This window comes from Pseudomonas sp. LBUM1648 (assembly GCF_059716145.1).
In genome coordinates this window covers 2,362,356-2,381,318 of sequence record NZ_CP166808.1, presented here as the reverse complement: position 1 = coordinate 2,381,318, position 18,963 = coordinate 2,362,356, and the positions used below count along the sequence as shown (strand labels likewise).

The window sequence follows — 18,963 nt, the reverse complement described above, 5'->3', positions numbered from 1 at the left end:
CCAAAACCGAGTTGCTCCCAATCGCGAGCAGGCTCGCTCCTACAGGTTTTGCATTCACAGATCCATTGCTTTGCAGCTACTGGCCCTGCGGTGCCGGTTCCGGCTCATTGGTCACCCGCAGCAATCCCCACAACCCGGAAATGTTGCCGTAGGCGCCGTAGTCGCGGAACAGGTAGTCCCCCGGTATCGCGTTGCTGCCCCCTGCGCTCGGCAGCATGAAGCTGAAGTGCGCTGCCGGCAGGATGCTTTCGTGGGCACCGATGTACATCGACATCGGGTTGTAGCCGTAACGCACCGAACCCACGCCCGGCGTACCCAGCGGATAGCCACTGGTGTCGCTCTTCTCGGCCTGGAACGGGTTGACCGACCAGACATGACCGTCGAGTTGGAACGTGCTGCCACGGCTGCCACCGCTCGGCATCAGGATGTGCGTGCGCAACGGTTGCCCCGGTTTGGCGTACAACACCGGCGTCTGCGGATCACCGCCGACCAGCGCATTGCTGTAGGCCATGTGCGCGTTGGTCATGTCGCCATAACCTGCGCCATCGGCATGCCCGAACGGTGCATCCGGGGCGAGGCCGAAGCGATACCACAGCGGCTCGGTCTTGTAGTTGATCGCCATGCTCGAGTTGTCCTGCGGATCGGTCGGCAAGCCGAAGCCTTCGGCGGCAATGCCTTCGACCGGCCGGCCGTTGGCCCAACGGGTGTTCAACGCTTTGTGCCAGACCATCGCGAAGTCGCGGTAAGTCGTTTGCCCCGGCGCGGTGACCGTAGCGTTGACCTTGCGCGCATCGTCGACCCAGGTGGCGCCGATCGGCAGGATGCTCATCGCCCCGCCAAGGCCTTTTTGCGGCTGCTTGATCACGTCCGCCGGGGTGAAGTTCAAACCGCCGAACTCGACCGCCGTGGCATTAATGTTGTCGACGCTGCGACCCAGTTGGGTCACCGGTTTGCCTTCACGCTCCAGGTGCCCGGCGTAGTACTGATAAGTACGGGTCGGGTACGCGCCGCTGCTGCCAACGCGCGGCGGCACGGTCTGGGTCGGATTGACGCCGACGTTGGTGCCGTCGGATTTGGTGATGTCGTAGGCCAGCAGTTGCGCGTGCAGGCCGACGTGGCTGGACGGACGCATCAGGTTGTTGCTGAAGGTGGTCGAACCGAGGCCGCTGTTGCGGTCGCGCTTGACCATGCCTTGCATCACGGCGGTCTGGGTCAGATCCGGCATCACGCTCGGCAGACGGTTCTCCAGAGTGATGTTGATGCAGTCCCCGGCAGCCGCGCGCAGCACCAGCGGTTCGACTGGAATGCCGGGCTTGAGCTTGCCGCTGACCGGATCAAGGTCGGATTTGCGCACGTACAGGATCGCGGTCGGATCATGCAGCGGCCCGCTCTGCCCGCCGATGGTGATGGTCTCGCCATTTTCAGGGTCGGTCACCGTCACCTGTGGAATGCTCACCGTGCGCGAGTTCAGCACCAGGGTGCCGCCCGCCGGGTTTAGCGGCCCGCCGACATGCTGGCCGAGGCCTTCGGGATCGCCGATAGTCAGGCCCAGCGTATTGCCGAGGATGTCGTTGGCCAGGGCTGCGACCACTTCGTAGTTGCGCTGCACGGTCGGCCGGGTGCCGATGCCGTTCGGGTTGGCGCCGTAGCGTGGGCAACTGCCTTCAAACGCGACGGTGTTGCGCATACCGGCCGGAGTCGGGTTGTTCGGGATGGCGAACAGGTCACTGCGTTTGGCGGTGTAGTTGCGCATCACGCCCCAGATACCGCTCCAGTAGCCTTCGATCGAGGCGTCCATCGAGTACAGATAGTCGCCCGTCGTTGCCGCAGAACTGGAGAGCATCGACACCGGCGCAATGAAGCCCATCTGCTCGGAGATGCCGATCATCTGCGACGCGCGCCAGCCGGAGTTGGAGCTGTTGCCGAAACCGGAACCGCTCTGCAGCCATTTCACGCCGTGCAGGGTGACGTTGTGCTCTTCCTCATGACCGCCGGCATGCACCCGCAGCCGCACGTTGTCGCCGGTGTAAGTGCGCAGCATTGGCGTGAACGGGTCGCCCGGTTCTGCGCCGCCCTTGTTGATGTGCGGCGGGAACAGCGTGGTGCCGCCGGTAGGCCCGGTGGCCGAGGTGAGCAGGTTCGGCGCCAGGTTCATCGCCGGGATTGCACGGTCGGTACGGCTCTGCATGGCATACGCCAGGTCACCGCCGAGGCCGTCGGCCTGCATGCCGCGCTTGCCGTCCGGGCCGACCTTGTTCGGGTCGTAGACGCGCAGGGCCAGCGGCTCGTTGCGGTAGTTGACGACGAACATGCCAGGGTCATCCACCGAGATCGCCTGTGGGCATGGCCGGCTCGGGCAGCCCGGGACCTGACCACCCTGCACTTCCACGATACCTTCGAGCAGGTTGCTGGCGTTGTTGCGCACTGGCGGGTTGATCGCGTAGCGGAAGCTGTCGGCCGTGGCCGGGAACGCTTGCGGATTCGGCACGCCATTAGGCCCGGCGCCGACATACACACCGGCTTCATAGGCGTGCTGGAAGTCGCTGTATTCGAGGAAGAACTCACGGAAGCTGTCGTTCTTGCCGTCGCCATCGAGGTCGCCGGTGTTGATCACCGCCTGCCATGAAGTCGGCCCACCGTCCTGACGTGCGCCGCTGTACAGAGGCTCGCCGGTTTCGGCGTGCAGCCAGGTGGAACCGGCAGGTTCAGCCAGCACAGTGGCGTACAGACCAATCTGTTGGTGCGTCGATGGGCCTAAGTGGTCGTGAGTGAAAATCGTACCGAGGCCACGGTCCACGCCTTTGATATTGACCACCGGATCGACGAACCAGCGCTGCATCGCCGTGCGCGCACCGATCCAGTCGGCACGACCGAATTGACCAAAGTACGGATGCGCCTTGGCTTTCGGGCAAGTCTGCGTGCCGTCACGCGGGTCGGTACCTTCGCACTGGTTGAACTCGCGGATCGCGTGGATTCGTTCCTGCACGGCGCCTGGGGAGAGCACGCCGTCCTCGTAGTTCCAGCCGTTGGATGAGCCGTCAGCCGAGGTCAGATCCCATTTCGGCAAGTGAATATGCTGGCCGATCACGTCGGTCGGTGTGCGCACCTGATAATCGTCCATCTCGTAAGTGGCCGGCACCAGGTTGGTTTGCTGGTATTGAACGCAATCGAAGGTGTTCATGCGCATCACCAGAGGCTCTGGCGGACGCTGCTTGGTGATCACCGGCCAGGCGTCTTCCCACAGCGCCAGAATGCGCGCCTGCGGGAAGTGGTAGCCGACTTTGTTGTACACCGCGTCGAACTGGATGTTGGCGGCTTTGTAGATCCGTGGCCGGTCGGCGGTGAAGGTCGAGGCGCCGACGAAGGACATGCCGTCAACCCGCTCGCCGCTGGCAAACTCACCGCTGCCGGCGCTGCTGGTCAGGCGTTTTTGCCGGTCATCCATGCAGGGCTCGTAGTACGGCGCGCCGGCAATCGGCAAGGCGCCGTTGGTGCGGAAAGCCTTGGCCACCACCTGATTGCCGGGCAGTAAAGCATAGCTTGGGTGATCCTTTTTCGCGTGGAAGGCCATGGCCGCCTGTTCGACTTCGGTGCCCTCTTCCGGCATGTAAATCGGTTTGGCACGGGTGACTTCCTTGGAGAAATCCAGCGACGTGGTCACGGTGCGCGCCTCGCCTCCCGCCGACACGCCATCGAGTGTATGGCGCTGCAAACCACCGTCCCAACCACCGGATTGCGCCGGGTCGAGGTTGGCCCACAGCGCTTTGCCGCTGGCCTTCAGGGATTGCGCGGTGGCGGCGTCGAGCATGTCCAGCGGTGGGGTTGGCGGACGTTGGCCGACCGAGCTTTCCATGCCGCCGATCCAGAACGGATAACCAGGGTTTTTCAGGCTGCCGTCAGCATTGCGGTTGGCTTCGCTGCGATCCACCAACGCCAGGGAACCGATGGCTTGGCCGCCCGCGTTGCCGCCTTGGTGCTCGCCGTCGTCGTCGCCCTCTTCTTCGTCATCGTCGTCGTTGCCGGCCACCAGGGTTTCACCGATTTTCGGCACCACCACGACTTTGCCGGGCATCGGTGCCATGGCTTTGCCCGGCAGCGGCACTATTGCAGGAATCGGTGTGCCGGCGATGATTTCGCCATCGGGCAATGCCCGGGCACCGGCCGCCGGTTTGCCGCTGCGCAGCGCAAACGGTTCGCTGTGATAACCGTCCGCGCCTTGCTGCGAAACATCGAGTCGGGTGCCTTCTTCGAACACATCGTGAACCCGCCACATGGCCCACATGCCCTGGGCGAAGTGCGGATAGAAGTGGCAGTGATAGATCGCATCCCCCGCCACCCGGTTGCGGTTACCCGAACCGCCGTTGGCGATTTCATAGGTATAACCGGCGCCAGGGCCAATGCCCTGGGCGTCGACGTAATCGGAGTTGTCGTCGTTGGGGTTGAACAGCCACTGATGGCCGTGCAGGTGGAAGATGTGCTGCTCGTGACCATTGTGGGTATTGCGGAATTTGACGAAGTCACCAATGTAGCTGTGGTTGACGTTCGACGGCTCCGACGGATACAGGGCCATGGTCGCTTTGACACCGATCTGATCGGCACGAGGCGTTTGGCCCGGGAGAATATTCTCAAGTCCCGCGTTGGCCGGTACGTCCACCAGCATTGCCACGTCGCCGACGGTGTGCGAGCTGAGGAAGAACTCTTCGTAAGCGCAGGACAGGCAGTCATGCATCGGCCCTACGCCCAAACGGTTGGCGACCACTTCGGCGCCCATGCCGCCGGAGCCGTAGTTGATCATGAACGAATCGCGGGTCGGCTCCAGCACATGGGCCATCACCGGGTCTGCCCAGTAAGCGGGAAATGCTTGCGTGGCGGCGGTTTCGTCCTGGAATTGCGAGGCGAAATCGCGGAACGGTTCGAGTCGGTTAGGGATCGCCGGGTTGCGTTTGCCGACCGATTCCAGCGGATAAGTGCTGGCCGGGAAGCTGCCGTCGGCGTTGCTGCCCATGACAATCGCGTCGCTTTCGCTGGAAATGATTTCACTGCCGTCGACCATGTTGATGATCGGCGTGCCGGCCTTGCCTTCGCGTAGCCACGGTTCGCGCTGCGGATAACGCGCCTGGTAGTCGACGATGGGCTGACCGGTCGGTGCACGGCCGGTGGTGGCCAGGCGCATTTCCTCTTCGGTCAGGGTGTTGCGATAGCTGCGGCCGCCCTTGGGCACCACCACGACCTGGCCGAACAGGCCGTTGGCAACGTTACCCGCCGCGCCTTCGCCGCCAAACGTCGCACCGCGGCTGCTGACCGCAAACGCGCCTTCGCGCTCAGCGAACAACGTGTAGGAGCGGCTTGCGCCCGGCACCACCAGGGTGTTGGCGTTGCGCCCGGTGAACGAGGAAATGTCGTCGATGCTGTTCACCGCTTGCAGGCCGTTGACCTGAAAACCGACATGACGATCAGCGACTTGCTCGTCGACTTTGAACGCTTCGGCGCCGTTGGCGTTTTCACCGCCCTCTTCTTCGCCCTCGTTTTCGAAATGCTTGTTCGGGTTGGCCTGATAGTCGAGCAGGTTCTGCAGATTGATCGTCAGGCAATCCCCCGCCGCCACCCGCAGCACCAATGGCCGCGGACGCTTGTCCGCACGCAACGACACCTTGCCCGGCACCGCCGCGCCGCCGTAGGCCAGCGACACGTCATGCTCATCGACCACATCGCGGCGCAGGGCGTACATCATGCCGTTGGCATTCTGCGCACCGAGGCGGTTGAACATCAGCGGCTGATCGAAGGCCACGACATTGGCCACCAGGTTGCGCTCGCAGCGAACGGCCGCGCTGGCCAGGTCGATGCTGAGCATCGAGGCCAGTATCAGCAACCAATTGAATGAGCGATGAGCGTGATGAAAGCCGACCATGATCGCAAACCTCGTAGTGGGTGCTCACGGGAATGATTCTCGTAAACCGGTGGAGCAATCCGCGTGCCACAAAAAATTTCATTACCGTTCAATCAGTTACCGCAACGACTTGAGATTACGGGGGATATTCCCCACCGCTTTTCCCCACTTTTCGGGCCTGCCCGATTTGCCCCGAAAGTGGGTGAACCGGGTGGGCCTACAACGGCGCATCCATCGCCAGCCCCTGCAATCGCCGGTATTGGCGCAGCACGTTGGGCACATAACGCTGGGTTTCAGCGAACGGCGGAATCACCCGGCCACGGCTGAGCACGGCTTCCGGCCCGGCGTTGTAGGCGGCCACCGCGAGCGCGATATCGTTGTCGAACAGGGTCATCAGACGCTTGAGGTATTTGGCCCCGCCCTGGATGTTGGCCTTGGGGTCGTAGACGTCCTTCACCCCCAACTCCCGTGCGGTGTCAGGCATCAACTGCATCAACCCGCCTGCCCCTTTGGGCGAGGTCGCGCCGGCGTTGTAATGCGACTCGGCGTTGATCACCGCGTGCAGCAACGCTTCAGGTAATTGATGGGCTGTCGCCGCCGCCGAGACCAGTTCGGCATAGGGCTGCCTGGCGATCATCTGCGGCTGCTGATCAAGGCTGACCAGCGGTTTTTCGGCTTCCTGAATCACCCGTTCGTAAGTGCGTCCGGGACGGTGAACATTGGACAGAACGTAGCTGCCCTTGGCGTCCACGGAGATGAACACATCGGCTTGCGCGGTGCCGCCAAGCAGCACACAGCCGAGCAATCCGCTGGCAAGAAATTTCATGTCGGGCCTCCCCGGATCAGCCCCGATAAATTGGGGGAAATGCCCCAATGGCCGATCACGTTTGAGCCATACGCAAGCACTGTGCCGTTTCTTCGAAAGCCCAAAACACAAGGGCTTCAGCCAATCAACCAGGTTTAAGCGGGGGCTGAGCATGGCAATTGCATAAGCCCTCTTGGCGACACGGCTGCCACTCACGGGAGGTCATCATGAAGCTGCAAATTCGTCCGCGTAGCCAACGCGGATTCACCCTGCTCGAATTGCTCGTGGTGCTGGTGGTCCTTGGCCTGTTGGCCGGGATCGTCGCGCCGAAATACTTCGCCCAGTTGGGCCGCTCCGAAGTGAAAGTGGCCAAGGCGCAGATCGAAGGCCTGAGCAAGGCGCTGGACTTGTATCGACTGGAGGTAGGCCACTACCCGTCCACCGAACAAGGCCTACAGGCATTGGTACTGGCGCCGAGCGATGAAGCGAAATGGACCGGCCCGTACTTGCAGAAAAAACTTCCGCAAGACCCATGGGGCCGAAATTACGCCTACCGCTATCCTGGCGAAAACAGCGAGTACGACCTGCTGTCGATGGGCAAGGACGGCCAGCCCGGCGGTGACGGCGAAAACGCCGAAGTGACCAATTGGCAGTAAGCGGAGCGCGGCCCATGCGATTTAATCTGAAAGCGGTCGGCAAGGCTGGCGTGGTGTCTATGAGCATCGAGGCGCCGGGGCACAGCGAGGCGCGGCACATCGCCGAAGACCAGGGTTTGCGCGTGCTCAGCCTGCACGCGGAAAAACACTGGCGCTCACTGCGACTGCGCCAGCGCGAAACCTTCAATCTGGTGTTGTTCAGCCAGGAACTGACCACCCTGATCAACGCCGGCTTGCCGTTGATCGATGCGCTGGAAAGTCTCGCCGAAAAAGAAACCGCCCCCGCTGCCCGCAAAACCCTGAGTGAGCTGGTGCGCCTACTGTACGAGGGCAAATCGTTCTCCCAGGCATTGGGCCAGTTGTCGGCAGTGTTTCCGCCGCTGTACGTGGCGCTGGTGCAGTCCAGCGAAAAGACGGGTGCGGTCGGCGAAGCACTGGGTCGTTACGTCAGCTATCGCCAGCGTATGGACGAAGTGCGGCAGAAGATCGTCAGCGCCTCGATCTACCCGCTGTTGTTGCTGGTCGTCGGCGGTGGCGTGGTGTTGTTTTTGATGGGTTACGTGGTGCCGCGCTTCAGCCTGGTGTTCGAAGGACTGGGCTCGAACCTGCCGTGGCTGTCGCAGATCCTGATGAGCAGCGGGATGTTTCTGCATGCCCATCAGCTTGAGTTCTTCGGTGCGTTGGCGGCGATTGTCGTGGCCCTCGCCCTGCTGCAAAAACAGCCGGCGTTTCGCCGATGGCTGGATCGGCTGGTGGAGAAGCTGCCCGCCGTCCATCAACGGATTTTCATGTATGAACTGGCGCGGTTTTACCGTTCGCTGGGGATTCTGCTGCAAGGCGGGATTCCGCTGGTCACCGCCATGGGCATGGTCCGCGGCTTGCTCACCGTGGCGTCGCGGGCGCGGCTGGATCAGGCCTGCGAGCGAGTGCGCGAAGGCCAGTCATTGTCTGCTGCGCTGGAACTCAATCGCCTGGTGACGCCAGTGTCCCTGCGGCTGCTGCGAGCGGGCGAACAATCCGGCAACCTTGGGCAGATGATGGAACGCAGCGCCGATTTCTACGACGAAGAAATCAGCCGCTGGATCGAGTGGTTCGTGCGTTTGTTCGAACCGCTGCTGATGACCTTCATCGGCCTGCTGATCGGGGTCATCGTGATCCTGATGTACATCCCGATTTTCGAACTGGCTTCGAGTATTCACTGACCTCGGGAACGGGTCGGATCGACGCAACATCGCTCATCGACGTTCCCAACCAAATCACCAAGATGGAGAACGATATGCACATTCAAAAGCTCGTGCTCGCAATGGCCATCGGCGCAGTTCTTTCAGCGTCTACCGTATTGATTCCGGACAGCCTGTCGGGAGTAGCCACTGTTCAAGCCAAGGAAGGTGGCAGTGGCGGAGGCGGTGGCGGACATGGCGGCGGTGGCGGTGGCGGTGGCGGCCATGGTGGGGGGGGCGGTGGTAGCGGCGGCGGAGGAAGTGGTGGCGGCAGCGGCGGTGGCGGGAATGGTGGTGGCCACGGTGGCAGCGGTAGCGGTCATGGCGAAGGCGGCGGACACAGTGGCAGCAGCGGTCAGGGCTCGGGACATTCCGGCGATCACTCAGCCTCGGGTCGCAGCGGCAATCACTCCGAACCGGGGGATGATCACGGCGTACACCGGTCAGGTGAAGTCGGTGATGATCGCGGTGTTCACGTCGGCGGCGAACCTGGCGATGACAAACGCGCCAACTGAATCGAGATAACACCTCGATACCTGTGGGAGCGAGCCTGCTCGCGAATGCTGTGGGTCAGCCTATGATGCTTTGACTGACAGACCGCTTTCGCGAGCAGGCTCGCTCCCACATTTGAATGGGTGCAGGGCTCAGAGGTCTACGTTGCTTTTGTCCAGGCGTTCCCGCAAAAACTCCACCAGCGCCTGCACCGGCCGGGAAGCCTGACGATGTTGCGGATACACCGCCGACAACGTCAGCGGCTCCGGACACAAGTCATCGAGCACCGGCACCAGTCGGCCATCCTTCAACGCCGCACCGACAATGAACGTCGGCAGATAGGTAATCCCCATCCCCTGCACCGCAGCATCGCGCAGCAAATCACCGTTGTTGACCCGCATCCGGCCACTTACATTAACCAGCAACGGCTTGCCCTGCCCGGCGTTGAACCGCCATTGCACTGAACGACTATGGCCGTAAGGCAGGCAGTCGTGACCGAGCAAATCTTCGGGTTTGAGCGGCGTACCGCGTTCGGCCAGATAGGCCGGGCTGGCGCAATACACCCGTTCGATGGAAGCGATACGGCGGGCGATCAAGGTCGAGTCTTCCAGCACACCAATGCGCAGCGCCAGGTCATAGCCTTCGCCGAGCAGGTCCACCGGGCGGTCGTTCAAGTCGACTTCCACCGTGACCTCGCGATAGCGCTGCAAGAACATCGGCAGCAGACAACCGAGATGTGCCACGGCAAACGACAGCGGCGCACTCAGGCGAATCGTCCCGCGTGGCTCGGCGGTTTGCCCGGCGATGCCCTGCTCGACCTGCTCCACCTCACTCAACAGGCGCAGGGCCGATTCGTAATAGCTCTGGCCCAGTGGCGTGACGTCCAGCCGGCGGGTCGAGCGGTTCAATAAGCGCACGCCAAGGCGCTCTTCCAACTGCATCAACCGGCGGCTCACGAACTGCTTGGACAGGCCCAACTGATCGGCTGCTGAGGTGAAGCTGCCGGAGTCCATGACCTGGCAAAAAATACGCATGTCTTCGAACGGGTTCATTGTCACTCTCTGGTGGACAGTTAAACGCTTTATAGCCGCTTTTTCACTTTTCGGCATCCCACTAATCTGTGCTCACGGTGTTGCTGAGGCCTGAACCCCAGCGCCACAGCAGCCCGCAACTCAGGCATAAAAAATCAAACGGATTAAAAGGAATTGCACATGAACATCGTCAAAAAAACACTGACCGCTTCCCTCCTCGCCCTGTCCATCGGCAACGCTTTCGCCGCTGGCAGCCCGGGTGTCGAACACAACACCCAAGCCTTTCTCGAAGCGCTCGCCGCCGGTGGTGGCAAGCCGCTTGAGCAACTGAGCCCAAAAGACGCCCGTGCGGTGCTGACCGGCGCGCAGGCTTCGGTGAAGGTTGATCTGTCCGGTGTGGAAGTCAGCGACAAGGCGATCAAGGTCGACGGCCAGACGATCAACCTGAAAGTGGTGCGTCCGGCCAAGGTCAAAGGCGAGTTGCCGGTGTTCATGTTCTTCCACGGTGGCGGCTGGGTATTGGGCGACTTTCCGACGCACCAACGCCTGATTCGTGACTTGGTGGTGGGTTCTGGCGCTGTGGCGGTGTACGTCGATTACACGCCGTCGCCGGAAGCGCAGTACCCGACTGCGATCAACCAGGCTTACGCCGCAACCAAATGGGTGGCTGAGCACGGCAAGGACATCGGTGTCGACGGCAAGCGTCTGGCGGTGGCCGGCAACAGCGTCGGCGGCAACATGGCGGCAGTCGTGGCACTGATGGCCAAAGAACAGAAAGCCCCGGCGCTGCGCTTCCAGTTGCTGATGTGGCCGGTGACCAACGCACAGTTCGACGATGGCTCGTACCAGCAATTCGCCGAGGGTCACTTCCTCACCAAAGGCATGATGAAATGGTTCTGGGACAGCTACACCACCAACCCGGCCGAGCGTGCGCAGATCCACGCCTCGCCACTGAACGCCAGCGCCGAACAGCTCAAAGGCCTGCCCGCCGCGCTGGTGCAGACCGCCGAGTTCGACGTGTTGCGTGATGAAGGCGAAGGTTATGCCCGACACCTGGATGCGGCAGGTGTACCGGTGACCGCGGTGCGCTACAACGGGATGATCCACGACTTTGGCTTGCTCAATCCGCTGAGCCACATTCCCGAAGTGAAAGCGGCGGTACGCCAGGCAGCGGCTGAGCTGAAAACCCACCTCAACTAAGCCCAAGCCCTTCCCCACGCAGCGATGTATGGGGAAGGGCTTTTTTGTGGAAGCGCTCCCATGAACTTCATGCTTGCTCACCTGCTGTCCTGGAGTGCCGTGTTGCTGGTGCTCGATGGCCTGCTCTGGCACCTCGCCCCTTTCACACATCGCGCGCCGCGCGTGGGTGTGCGGCTGGTGCTGTTTCTGGCGTTCACTGCGCTGGTGATCAACGCCGGTGTCAGCCCTTTGCAGGCGCCGCAGTTTGCCGATGACCAGGTCGCGCAACTCGGTGCAACCGCGCTGGGTATTATCTGGTGGTTGTACGCCGCGCGAGTCCTTACCGAAGTCATCGGCCTGATCCTGATGCGGCGCATCGGCCACAGCGGTCGCTTGTTGCAGGACGTCATCGGTGCGCTGGTGTTTCTGGTGGCCATCGTCGCTGCGGCCGGCTACGTGCTGGAGCTGCCGGTCAAAGGCTTGCTGGCGACGTCCGGTGTGTTCGCAATCGTCGTCGGTCTGGCACTGCAAAGCACCTTGGCCGATGTGTTTTCCGGGATCGTTCTGAACAGCACCAAGCCGTATCAAGTGGACGACTTCGTGGTGATCGACGGCGTCGAGGGCAAAGTGCTCGACATCGATTGGCGCGCCACGCACCTGCTGACCAGCGCCGGCACCATGGCCGTGGTGCCGAACTCGGTGGCGGCCAAGGCCAAGATCGTCAACCTTAGCCGGCCGAATAACATGCATGGCGTGTCGATCAGCATCAAAGTGCCGAACCACATCCGCCCACGCCGCGTGCTCGACGCCCTCGACCGGACGCTGCAAGGCAGTAGCAGCCTGCTGCTGAGCCCGGCGCCGAAAGTGGTGTTGAAAGAGGCCGGCGAAGAAATGTCCGAATACGTGGCCAGCGGGTTTATCGCCGAACTGGGCAAAAAAAGCGAAGTGCGCAATCAACTCTTCGACCTCGCACACCGCCACTTGGAAGCCGCCGGGATTTCGCGGCATCCGGACGGCGTGATCGAGCCGTCGACCCGCGCCCGCGCTTTGCTCGATGAAGTGAAAATCTTCCGCTCGCTGAGTGCCGACGAACGTGATCGTCTCGCCGAGTCGATGGTCGCGCAGCAGTACAGCGCGGGCCAGGTGGTGCTGGATCTGGACGAAGTTCCGGACAGTCTGTTCGTGATTGCCACCGGGGTGGTCAGCGCAACGGTACCGGATGGCGCCAGCCAGACAGAGGCCGGGCGCATGGGGCCGAGTGAGGTCATGGGCGAGCAAAGCATTCTGGCGGATACCCCGTCGCAGGCTACGTTTACGGCGCTGACGTCGAGCATCATCTACCGCCTCGACAAGAACCTGACGCGCCAGTGCATGGAGCAGCGCAAGGAGGTTGGGTCGGCGTTGAACAAGTTGCAGGCGGTGCGGCAGCAGAACAGTCGCCTCGCGTTGATGGTTAAACCGGTGGTGGTGAGGAAAGGCGGGTTTCTCGGTTGGCTGCAAAAGCGCTGATGCGAAGATTTTAAGATCAAGAGCTTACCCCCTCACCCCAACCCTCTCCCCCAAGGGGGGCGAGGGGGAAAGGGAGCTGATCTTCAAGCTTTTCAAGACCGGAGATCGACTCGATCGCTCAGGTCGGTGCAACTCGAAAGAACCCCTCGGTCAGTCCCCTCTCCCTCGGGGAGAGGGCTAGGGTGAGGGGCTTTTCAGGCGCGATCGATTACTTGGCCGTGAACTTGGTGTAGCTGTTGATCAGGTTGCGGTAGTTCGGCAGGCGTTCCGAGAGCAGATGCGCCAGGCCTTCCATGTCGTTGCGCCAGTCACCCTGCAGCTCGCAAGCCACAGCGAACCAGTTCATCAGATGAGCACCGGCCGCCGACATGCGTGCCCACGCCGCTTGTTGCACGGTGGTGTTGAAAGTGCCGGAAGAATCGGTCACCACGAACACTTCGAAACCTTCAGCGATGGCCGACAGCGTCGGGAATGCGACGCACACGTCAGTCACCACACCGGCGATGATCAGTTGCTTGCGACCGGTAGCCTTGATGGCTTTGACGAAGTCTTCGTTGTCCCAGGCGTTGATCTGGCCTGGACGCTGAATGAACGGCGCGTCCGGAAACTGCTCAAGCAGCTCAGGTACGATCGGGCCGTTCGGGCCTGCGTCGAAACTGGTGGTGAGGATGGTTGGCAGCTTGAAGAACTTGGCGATGTCGCCCAGTGCCAGCACGTTGTTCTTGAATTCGTTTGGCGAGAAATCCTGTACCAGCGAGATCAAACCGGTCTGGTGATCGACCAGCAGCACAACCGCATCATCTTTGTTCAGACGCTTGTATGGAACGCTCATGGGAAACTCCTGGGTGGATGGTTGTTGCGTGAAGCGCCGACCGTCGAGGCCGGCGCTTTTGGGTAAGAATCAGAAGGCGAAGCAGGAACAGCCGAACGCGCCCCAGAAACCGGCGAAATCGCTGACCGGGGCATTCGACAGGCGCGCCTTTTCATGGCTGTGCGAGTGCACGGCGCACGCGCCGACGCATTGGTGCACCTGAGCCTGCATCGGCGCGTTCTGGCGCCAGTGGCCCGGGACTTTTGCCACCGGCGACCAGTCCGGCAGCACCGGCACGCTGGCTGGCCCGAGATCCTGGAAGTCGCCCGCGGCGTAAACGATCTTGCCGCCAACCACGGTCAGTACGGACTCGATCCACTTGATGGCTTCTTCTTCGACGTGGAAGAAGTCCGCGCTCAGCGCCGCCAGATCTGCCAGTTGCCCGACTTTGATCTGGCCTTTCTTGCCCTGCTCGGACGAGAACCAGGCACTGCCGTGGGTGAACAATTCCAGCGCGGTGGTGCGCGGCAAACCTTCTTCGTACAGCGCCAGACCACCGACCGTGCGGCCGCTGACCATCCAGTACAGCGACGTCCACGGGTTGTAGCTGGAAACCCGCGTGGCGTCGGTGCCTGCGCCGACCGGCACACCTTCGGCGAGCATGCGCTTGATCGGCGGCGTGGCTTCAGCGGCTTTCGCGCCGTAACGGTCGACGAAGTACTCGCCCTGGAACGCCATGCGATCCTGAATCGCGATGCCACCGCCCAGCGCTTTCACCCGCTCGATGTTCTGCGGGGTGATGGTTTCAGCGTGGTCGAAGAACCACGGCAGACCGTTGAACGGAATGTCACGGTTGACCTTCTCGAACACGTCGAGCATGCGGCTGATCGATTCGTTGTACGTGGCGTGCAGACGGAACGGCCAGCGCTGTTCAACCAGATGGCGCACCACCGGTTCCAGCTCCTGCTCCATGGTTTGCGGCAGGTCCGGGCGCGGTTCGAGGAAGTCTTCGAAATCCGCTGCCGAGAACACCAGCATCTCGCCGGCGCCGTTGTGGCGCAGGAAGTCGTCGCCCTGGTGCAACTTGACGCTGCCGGTCCAGTTCTGGAAATCGGTCAGCTCTTCTTTCGGCTTCTGGGTGAACAGGTTGTAGGCGATACGCACGGTCAACTGGTCATCTTTGGCCAATTGCTCGATCACCTGGTAATCGTCCGGGTAGTTCTGGAAACCACCGCCGGCATCGATCGCGCTGGTCAGGCCGAGGCGATTGAGTTCGCGCATGAACTGGCGAGTCGAGTTGACCTGATACTCCAGCGGCAGCTTCGGCCCCTTGGCCAGCGTCGAGTAGAGAATCATCGCGTTGGGTTTGGCCACCAGCATGCCGGTCGGGTTGCCATTGGCATCACGGACGATCTCGCCACCCGGCGGGTTCGGCGTGTCGCGGGTGTAACCGGCCACGCGCAATGCGGCGCGGTTGAGCAGCGCACGGTCGTACAGGTGCAGGACGAACACTGGCGTGTCCGGCGCGGCCTGGTTGAGTTCTTCGAGGGTCGGCATGCGTTTCTCGGCGAACTGGAATTCGTTCCAGCCGCCGACCACGCGCACCCACTGCGGCGTCGGTGTGCGGTCGGCCTGCTCCTTAAGCATGCGCAGCGCATCGGCCAGCGACGGTACGCCTTCCCAGCGCAGTTCGAGGTTGTAGTTCAAACCGCCACGGATCAGGTGCAAGTGCGAGTCGTTGAGACCGGGGATGACGCAGCGGCCGTGCATGTCGATCACTTGCGTGGACGAACCGCGCAGGGCCATGGCTTGGGTGTCGTTACCAACGACCACGAAACGGCCGTCCTTGATCGCCACGGCACTGGCCAGTGGTTTAGTGCGGTCTACGGTATGAAATTGGCCATTGAAGAGAATCAGATCGGCGTTCATCGCAGTTCCTTCGACAAAAAATGAATGGTTTCAGCGTGACGGGTGTTCTGTGGATTCGACGTGTGTATGGGCCTGACCGGCTTCCAGCCAGGGCGCAAACAAACGGGTCACGGGCGGCATGAACACGTACACCACCGACAACACGATGGTCAGGGTGATCAGGAACGTGGCAATCACGTAGTTGGAAAGCAGTGGGTGCAACCCGAGCAGCGGCCCCCAGATCAGCGGTACCAGCAGGGTGTGCGGAAAAATCACCAGCAAGGTGACCACCGCCTGCTTCCAGCGCGGTGGCGGCGAGGCGGCATCGGCCAGCGGCGCGAACCAGAATTCATTGACCGGGGCGACCTCAGTCTGGTCGCCATCAGCGAGCATCGGAGCGGCTTCATCGACCAGGGCCTGACGCTGCGGTGACTCCAGCCACAATTGCATCGCCTCGGTCGAGCAAAAGCGCAGCACGCACGTGTAAGTATCGAGGCCGGCGCGCTTGCCGCGCACTACGTCGACGCCCAAGTGCCCTTCGCGCTGCCCCGCCACCCGTACAATATTGCGCAACCAGGCTTCATAGGCGGCTTCAAAACCGGCCTTGACCCGGTGCTTGACGATCAGCGTGACGGTCTCATCGGCCCCCGGTGCTTTTTGACTAAGGACTTCAGGCATAACGCAGTACTCCGGGTAAACGAACATTGAGCGCCAGCCGTCCCGGCCCGGCGATAAACACAGTGGCAAACAGGATCAACAGCAACCAGCCGAACTGCCCTTCAGCCACACTCCATTGCGGATGCACGACTAACAGCGCCACCAGCAGCACAAACAGAATAGGCAAGCAGGCCAATCGCGCCAGCACCCCGCCGACGATCAGTAGCGGACAGAGGACTTCGGCGAAGATCGCCAGACATAAGGTCAGTTGGGCACCGAGGTGGAACGGGTCTTCGATGAGTTGCAGTTGGGCCGTAAAGTCCAGCAGCTTGGGCAAGCCGTGTACCCACAGCAGAAACAATCCACCGCTGACCCGTAAAAACAGTAAACCGAGGTCGCGCGCCCGTTCGTCTCGTTGCAAAGCATTCATGACCCGACCCTTTAAATGTCATTGACCTGAATAATGCCAATGCAGGGCGGGGAGAAATTGGATGGATGTGCTCTCTTTCTTTCAGTCACCTAAAACCAATGTGGGAGCGAGCCTGCTCGCGATAGCGGTGTGTCATTCAACATTGAAGTCGACTGACCGGGCGCCATCGCGAGCAGGCTCGCTCCCACAGGGGATTTACGTTTTTTCTTCAGGCTGGCGGAATATCCAGCGATGCCGACATGAACTGGCTGATCCGCGAGCGCAACCACTTCTCCGCCGGGTCGTTGTCATGCACCCCGCTCCAGGCCATCGACAATTGCGCCGCCTCAATCGGGAACGGTGGGTCTTCGGCGCGCAGGGCGCAGCCTTCAACCAGCGCACAGGCGGCGTAATCCGGCACCGTGGCGATCATTTCGGTGCCCGCCAGCAAAGCGCGCAAGCCGCTGAACTGCGGCACGCCAAGCACCACGCGACGGCAACGGCCAAGCTTGGCCAGATCCAGATCGATGTTGCCGCTCAAGTCACCGGAGAACGACACCATCGCGTGCGGCCGTTCGCAGTATTCGTCCAGCGTCAGCGGCCCCGGACGGTCGTCGCCGCGCAGGACTTTGCAGGGAATGTCGCGCAGCTTCTTGCGTTTGGCGTTGGCCGGCAGATCGGTGGTGTAGCTGACGCCAACCGAGATTTCTCCGGAGGCCAGCAGCGCCGGCATCAGCAAATAGTTGGCGCGGCGTACCACGACCACAATCCCCGGCGCCTCCTCCTGAAGTTGGCGCAGCAGCGGCGGAAACAGACCGAATTCGGCATCATCCGACAGACCGATGCGAAACACCTCGCAACTGCTCGCCGGTTCGAATTCCTTGGCCCGGCTGACCGCCCCGGAAATGACGTCCATTGCCGGTTGCAGCTCTTTGAGAATCGCCAGGGCGCGGGCGGTCGGCTCCATGCCGCGACCGTTGCGTAACAGCAACGGATCATCGAACAGATCCCGCAAACGGCCGAGCGCCGCGCTCACGGCGGGTTGGCCCATGAACAGTTTTTCGGCGACGCGGGTCAGGTTCTTTTCGAACATCAGTGCTTCGAAAATCACCAGCAGGTTCATGTCGACGCGACGCAGATCGTTACGGTTCATGGGCTCGTGTTCCTTGCCTGGAGGTCTTGTTCAGTCATGCGAAAGCGCCTTACTTTACTCGATCAACGGTACTTTGGCCGCGCGTTTATAAGGGCCGTATTCCACCGGCACCCATTGGAAATGCTGGTCGATGGCGGTGACGTGACCGATCCCCGGAAACGGCAGGTGCGCGGCGGTCACCCAGGTTTTGCTGGCGGCAGCAGCGCTGAACACGGCGTTACGGCTTTTGATGGCCTGCTGACTGTTGACGTCAAAACTGATCGACACTTCAGGGTGTTCGAACTGCACGGCAAGGTTGTGCACCAGATCGCCCATGAACACGATGCTCTGGTTCTGCGAGGTAAATCGGTAAGTGGTGCTGCCTGGCGTATGCCCGCTTTCAAGTTGCGCCTCGACCACGCCCGGCAGGGGTGATTGCCCTAGCGTGAAGGTTTTTAAGCGGCCGGCGGCCACGTAGGGCGCCGTGGAATCCTGAGCGATTTTGAAGAACTCTTTCGCCCCGGCCGGTGCCTTGGCCAAGGCCTGCGGATCGAGCCAATAGTCAGCTTCAGCCTTGGCCGCATACACCGTGGCGTTGGCGAAAATCGGTTTTTGCTGAGCGTCGACTAATCCGCAAACGTGATCCAGATGCAGATGGGTCAACAGGATGGTATCGACCTGTTCCGGTTTGTAGCCCGCTGCCTGCATGTTCGCCGAGAGCTGGCCGGCAGTCGCGCCAATGCACTGCCCGGCGCCCGTGTCGACCAGGATCAACTGTTTGCCGGTGTTGACCAGAAACGCGTTGAACGCCGTTTGCACACCCGGGGTTTCAATCGAACGGCGAGCGAGCAATGCACGGATCTGTCCCTGACTCATGCCCTGAAGCAGTTTGGGCGACAGATCGTTGTAGCCGTCGAACAGCGCGGTCACTTCATAGTCGCCCAACGCCAAACGGAAGTAACCGGGCGCCTGCGTACCGACCTGCGGCGCTTGTGCCACAGCACTACCAGCCGCCAACGCGAGTGCCAAACCGAGTGTGCCCAATGCAGCGTGCAACGAACCTGTCATGCGAGTCCCCTTGCTTGATCGATCTTCGACGGCACCGAACGTGTGCCTCTTATTAGTCGTCATCCTCGCCGATCCGCCCCGTCGCCGACTTGCAGCGATGTGCTGAGTTCAAAGTTTTGCGGCGCAATTAACAACGTTTAACTCGTCAGTCCTCCGGCCCCGTCCAACAATGAAACCCACTGCGAAACATTGTTTTCTT

Annotated in this window: 14 protein-coding genes; 5 read left to right on the top strand and 9 right to left on the bottom strand. The window is 61.7% G+C overall.

Annotation, left to right across the window (positions count from 1 at the left end; genetic code table 11):
* Positions 1-76 precede the first annotated feature (76 nt).
* A complete protein-coding gene (gene mnxG, locus ACA043_RS11005; protein ID WP_497659204.1) occupies positions 77-5,908 on the bottom strand; it encodes a manganese-oxidizing multicopper oxidase MnxG in 5,832 nt (1,943 codons plus the stop codon).
* A gap of 196 nt (positions 5,909-6,104) precedes the next feature.
* Complete coding sequence (locus tag ACA043_RS11000; protein ID WP_187676995.1) at positions 6,105-6,713, bottom strand: lytic transglycosylase domain-containing protein; 609 nt, start codon at positions 6,711-6,713, stop codon at positions 6,105-6,107.
* A gap of 206 nt (positions 6,714-6,919) precedes the next feature.
* Here ACA043_RS11000 and gspG point away from each other — a divergent pair, with 206 nt between their 5' ends.
* The 3 genes from gspG (at position 6,920) to ACA043_RS10985 (ending at position 9,083) form a co-directional block, all read left to right on the top strand.
* Complete coding sequence (gene gspG / locus ACA043_RS10995) at positions 6,920-7,348, top strand: type II secretion system major pseudopilin GspG (RefSeq protein ID WP_401265805.1); 429 nt, start codon at positions 6,920-6,922, stop codon at positions 7,346-7,348.
* Between the two features lie 14 nt (positions 7,349-7,362).
* On the top strand, positions 7,363-8,550 hold the full coding sequence (locus ACA043_RS10990) for a type II secretion system F family protein (protein ID WP_187676993.1): 1,188 nt from the start codon (positions 7,363-7,365) through the stop codon (positions 8,548-8,550).
* 74 nt (positions 8,551-8,624) lie between these two features.
* The gene (locus tag ACA043_RS10985; protein ID WP_497659203.1) at positions 8,625-9,083 is read left to right on the top strand and encodes a hypothetical protein; all 459 of its coding nucleotides are present in this window, start codon (positions 8,625-8,627) and stop codon (positions 9,081-9,083) included.
* A gap of 129 nt (positions 9,084-9,212) precedes the next feature.
* Here ACA043_RS10985 and ACA043_RS10980 read toward each other — a convergent pair whose 3' ends face one another.
* On the bottom strand, positions 9,213-10,112 hold the full coding sequence (locus ACA043_RS10980; RefSeq protein WP_497659202.1) for a LysR family transcriptional regulator: 900 nt from the start codon (positions 10,110-10,112) through the stop codon (positions 9,213-9,215).
* A gap of 159 nt (positions 10,113-10,271) precedes the next feature.
* On the opposite strand from ACA043_RS10980, the gene ACA043_RS10975 reads away from it, so the two are divergent.
* Positions 10,272-11,291: an alpha/beta hydrolase gene (locus ACA043_RS10975; RefSeq protein WP_489880832.1), complete on the top strand. Its 1,020-nt coding sequence runs from the start codon at positions 10,272-10,274 to the stop codon at positions 11,289-11,291.
* 60 nt (positions 11,292-11,351) lie between these two features.
* On the top strand, positions 11,352-12,779 hold the full coding sequence (locus tag ACA043_RS10970) for a mechanosensitive ion channel domain-containing protein (RefSeq protein ID WP_497659201.1): 1,428 nt from the start codon (positions 11,352-11,354) through the stop codon (positions 12,777-12,779).
* A 208-nt stretch (positions 12,780-12,987) separates the two neighbouring features.
* Here ACA043_RS10970 and ycaC read toward each other — a convergent pair whose 3' ends face one another.
* The 6 genes from ycaC to ACA043_RS10940 all read right to left on the bottom strand — a co-directional run bounded on the left by ycaC (position 12,988) and on the right by ACA043_RS10940 (position 18,764).
* Positions 12,988-13,611 carry an isochorismate family cysteine hydrolase YcaC gene (ycaC, locus tag ACA043_RS10965; RefSeq protein ID WP_016774080.1) on the bottom strand — a complete coding sequence of 208 codons (624 nt, stop codon included), beginning with the start codon at positions 13,609-13,611 and terminating at the stop codon, positions 12,988-12,990.
* 69 nt (positions 13,612-13,680) lie between these two features.
* Positions 13,681-15,519 (bottom strand): amidohydrolase, encoded by a 1,839-nt coding sequence (locus tag ACA043_RS10960; RefSeq protein ID WP_401265817.1) that lies wholly within the window; start codon positions 15,517-15,519, stop codon positions 13,681-13,683.
* A 30-nt stretch (positions 15,520-15,549) separates the two neighbouring features.
* The gene (locus ACA043_RS10955) at positions 15,550-16,176 is read right to left on the bottom strand and encodes an antibiotic biosynthesis monooxygenase (protein ID WP_187676986.1); all 627 of its coding nucleotides are present in this window, start codon (positions 16,174-16,176) and stop codon (positions 15,550-15,552) included.
* Entirely contained in the window at positions 16,169-16,585 is a 417-nt protein-coding gene (locus tag ACA043_RS10950; RefSeq protein WP_497659200.1) for a DoxX family protein, read from the bottom strand. The genes ACA043_RS10955 and ACA043_RS10950 overlap by 8 nt, the downstream gene beginning before the upstream one ends.
* Before the next feature lie 208 nt (positions 16,586-16,793).
* Positions 16,794-17,717, bottom strand: coding sequence for a LysR family transcriptional regulator (locus tag ACA043_RS10945; protein ID WP_187676984.1), 924 nt, complete (start codon positions 17,715-17,717; stop codon positions 16,794-16,796).
* 54 nt (positions 17,718-17,771) lie between these two features.
* On the bottom strand, positions 17,772-18,764 hold the full coding sequence (locus tag ACA043_RS10940; protein ID WP_497659199.1) for an MBL fold metallo-hydrolase: 993 nt from the start codon (positions 18,762-18,764) through the stop codon (positions 17,772-17,774).
* Between the last annotated feature and the right edge of the window lie 199 nt (positions 18,765-18,963).

Coding starts and splice junctions, on each gene's coding strand:
- mnxG (WP_497659204.1), bottom strand. CDS start 5,908: ATGGTCGGCTTTCATCACGCTCATCGCTCATTCAATTGGTTGCTGATA.
- ACA043_RS11000 (WP_187676995.1), bottom strand. CDS start 6,713: ATGAAATTTCTTGCCAGCGGATTGCTCGGCTGTGTGCTGCTTGGCGGC.
- gspG (WP_401265805.1), top strand. CDS start 6,920: ATGAAGCTGCAAATTCGTCCGCGTAGCCAACGCGGATTCACCCTGCTC.
- ACA043_RS10990 (WP_187676993.1), top strand. CDS start 7,363: ATGCGATTTAATCTGAAAGCGGTCGGCAAGGCTGGCGTGGTGTCTATG.
- ACA043_RS10985 (WP_497659203.1), top strand. CDS start 8,625: ATGCACATTCAAAAGCTCGTGCTCGCAATGGCCATCGGCGCAGTTCTT.
- ACA043_RS10980 (WP_497659202.1), bottom strand. CDS start 10,112: ATGAACCCGTTCGAAGACATGCGTATTTTTTGCCAGGTCATGGACTCC.
- ACA043_RS10975 (WP_489880832.1), top strand. CDS start 10,272: ATGAACATCGTCAAAAAAACACTGACCGCTTCCCTCCTCGCCCTGTCC.
- ACA043_RS10970 (WP_497659201.1), top strand. CDS start 11,352: ATGAACTTCATGCTTGCTCACCTGCTGTCCTGGAGTGCCGTGTTGCTG.
- ycaC (WP_016774080.1), bottom strand. CDS start 13,611: ATGAGCGTTCCATACAAGCGTCTGAACAAAGATGATGCGGTTGTGCTG.
- ACA043_RS10960 (WP_401265817.1), bottom strand. CDS start 15,519: ATGAACGCCGATCTGATTCTCTTCAATGGCCAATTTCATACCGTAGAC.
- ACA043_RS10955 (WP_187676986.1), bottom strand. CDS start 16,176: ATGCCTGAAGTCCTTAGTCAAAAAGCACCGGGGGCCGATGAGACCGTC.
- ACA043_RS10950 (WP_497659200.1), bottom strand. CDS start 16,585: ATGAATGCTTTGCAACGAGACGAACGGGCGCGCGACCTCGGTTTACTG.
- ACA043_RS10945 (WP_187676984.1), bottom strand. CDS start 17,717: ATGAACCGTAACGATCTGCGTCGCGTCGACATGAACCTGCTGGTGATT.
- ACA043_RS10940 (WP_497659199.1), bottom strand. CDS start 18,764: ATGACAGGTTCGTTGCACGCTGCATTGGGCACACTCGGTTTGGCACTC.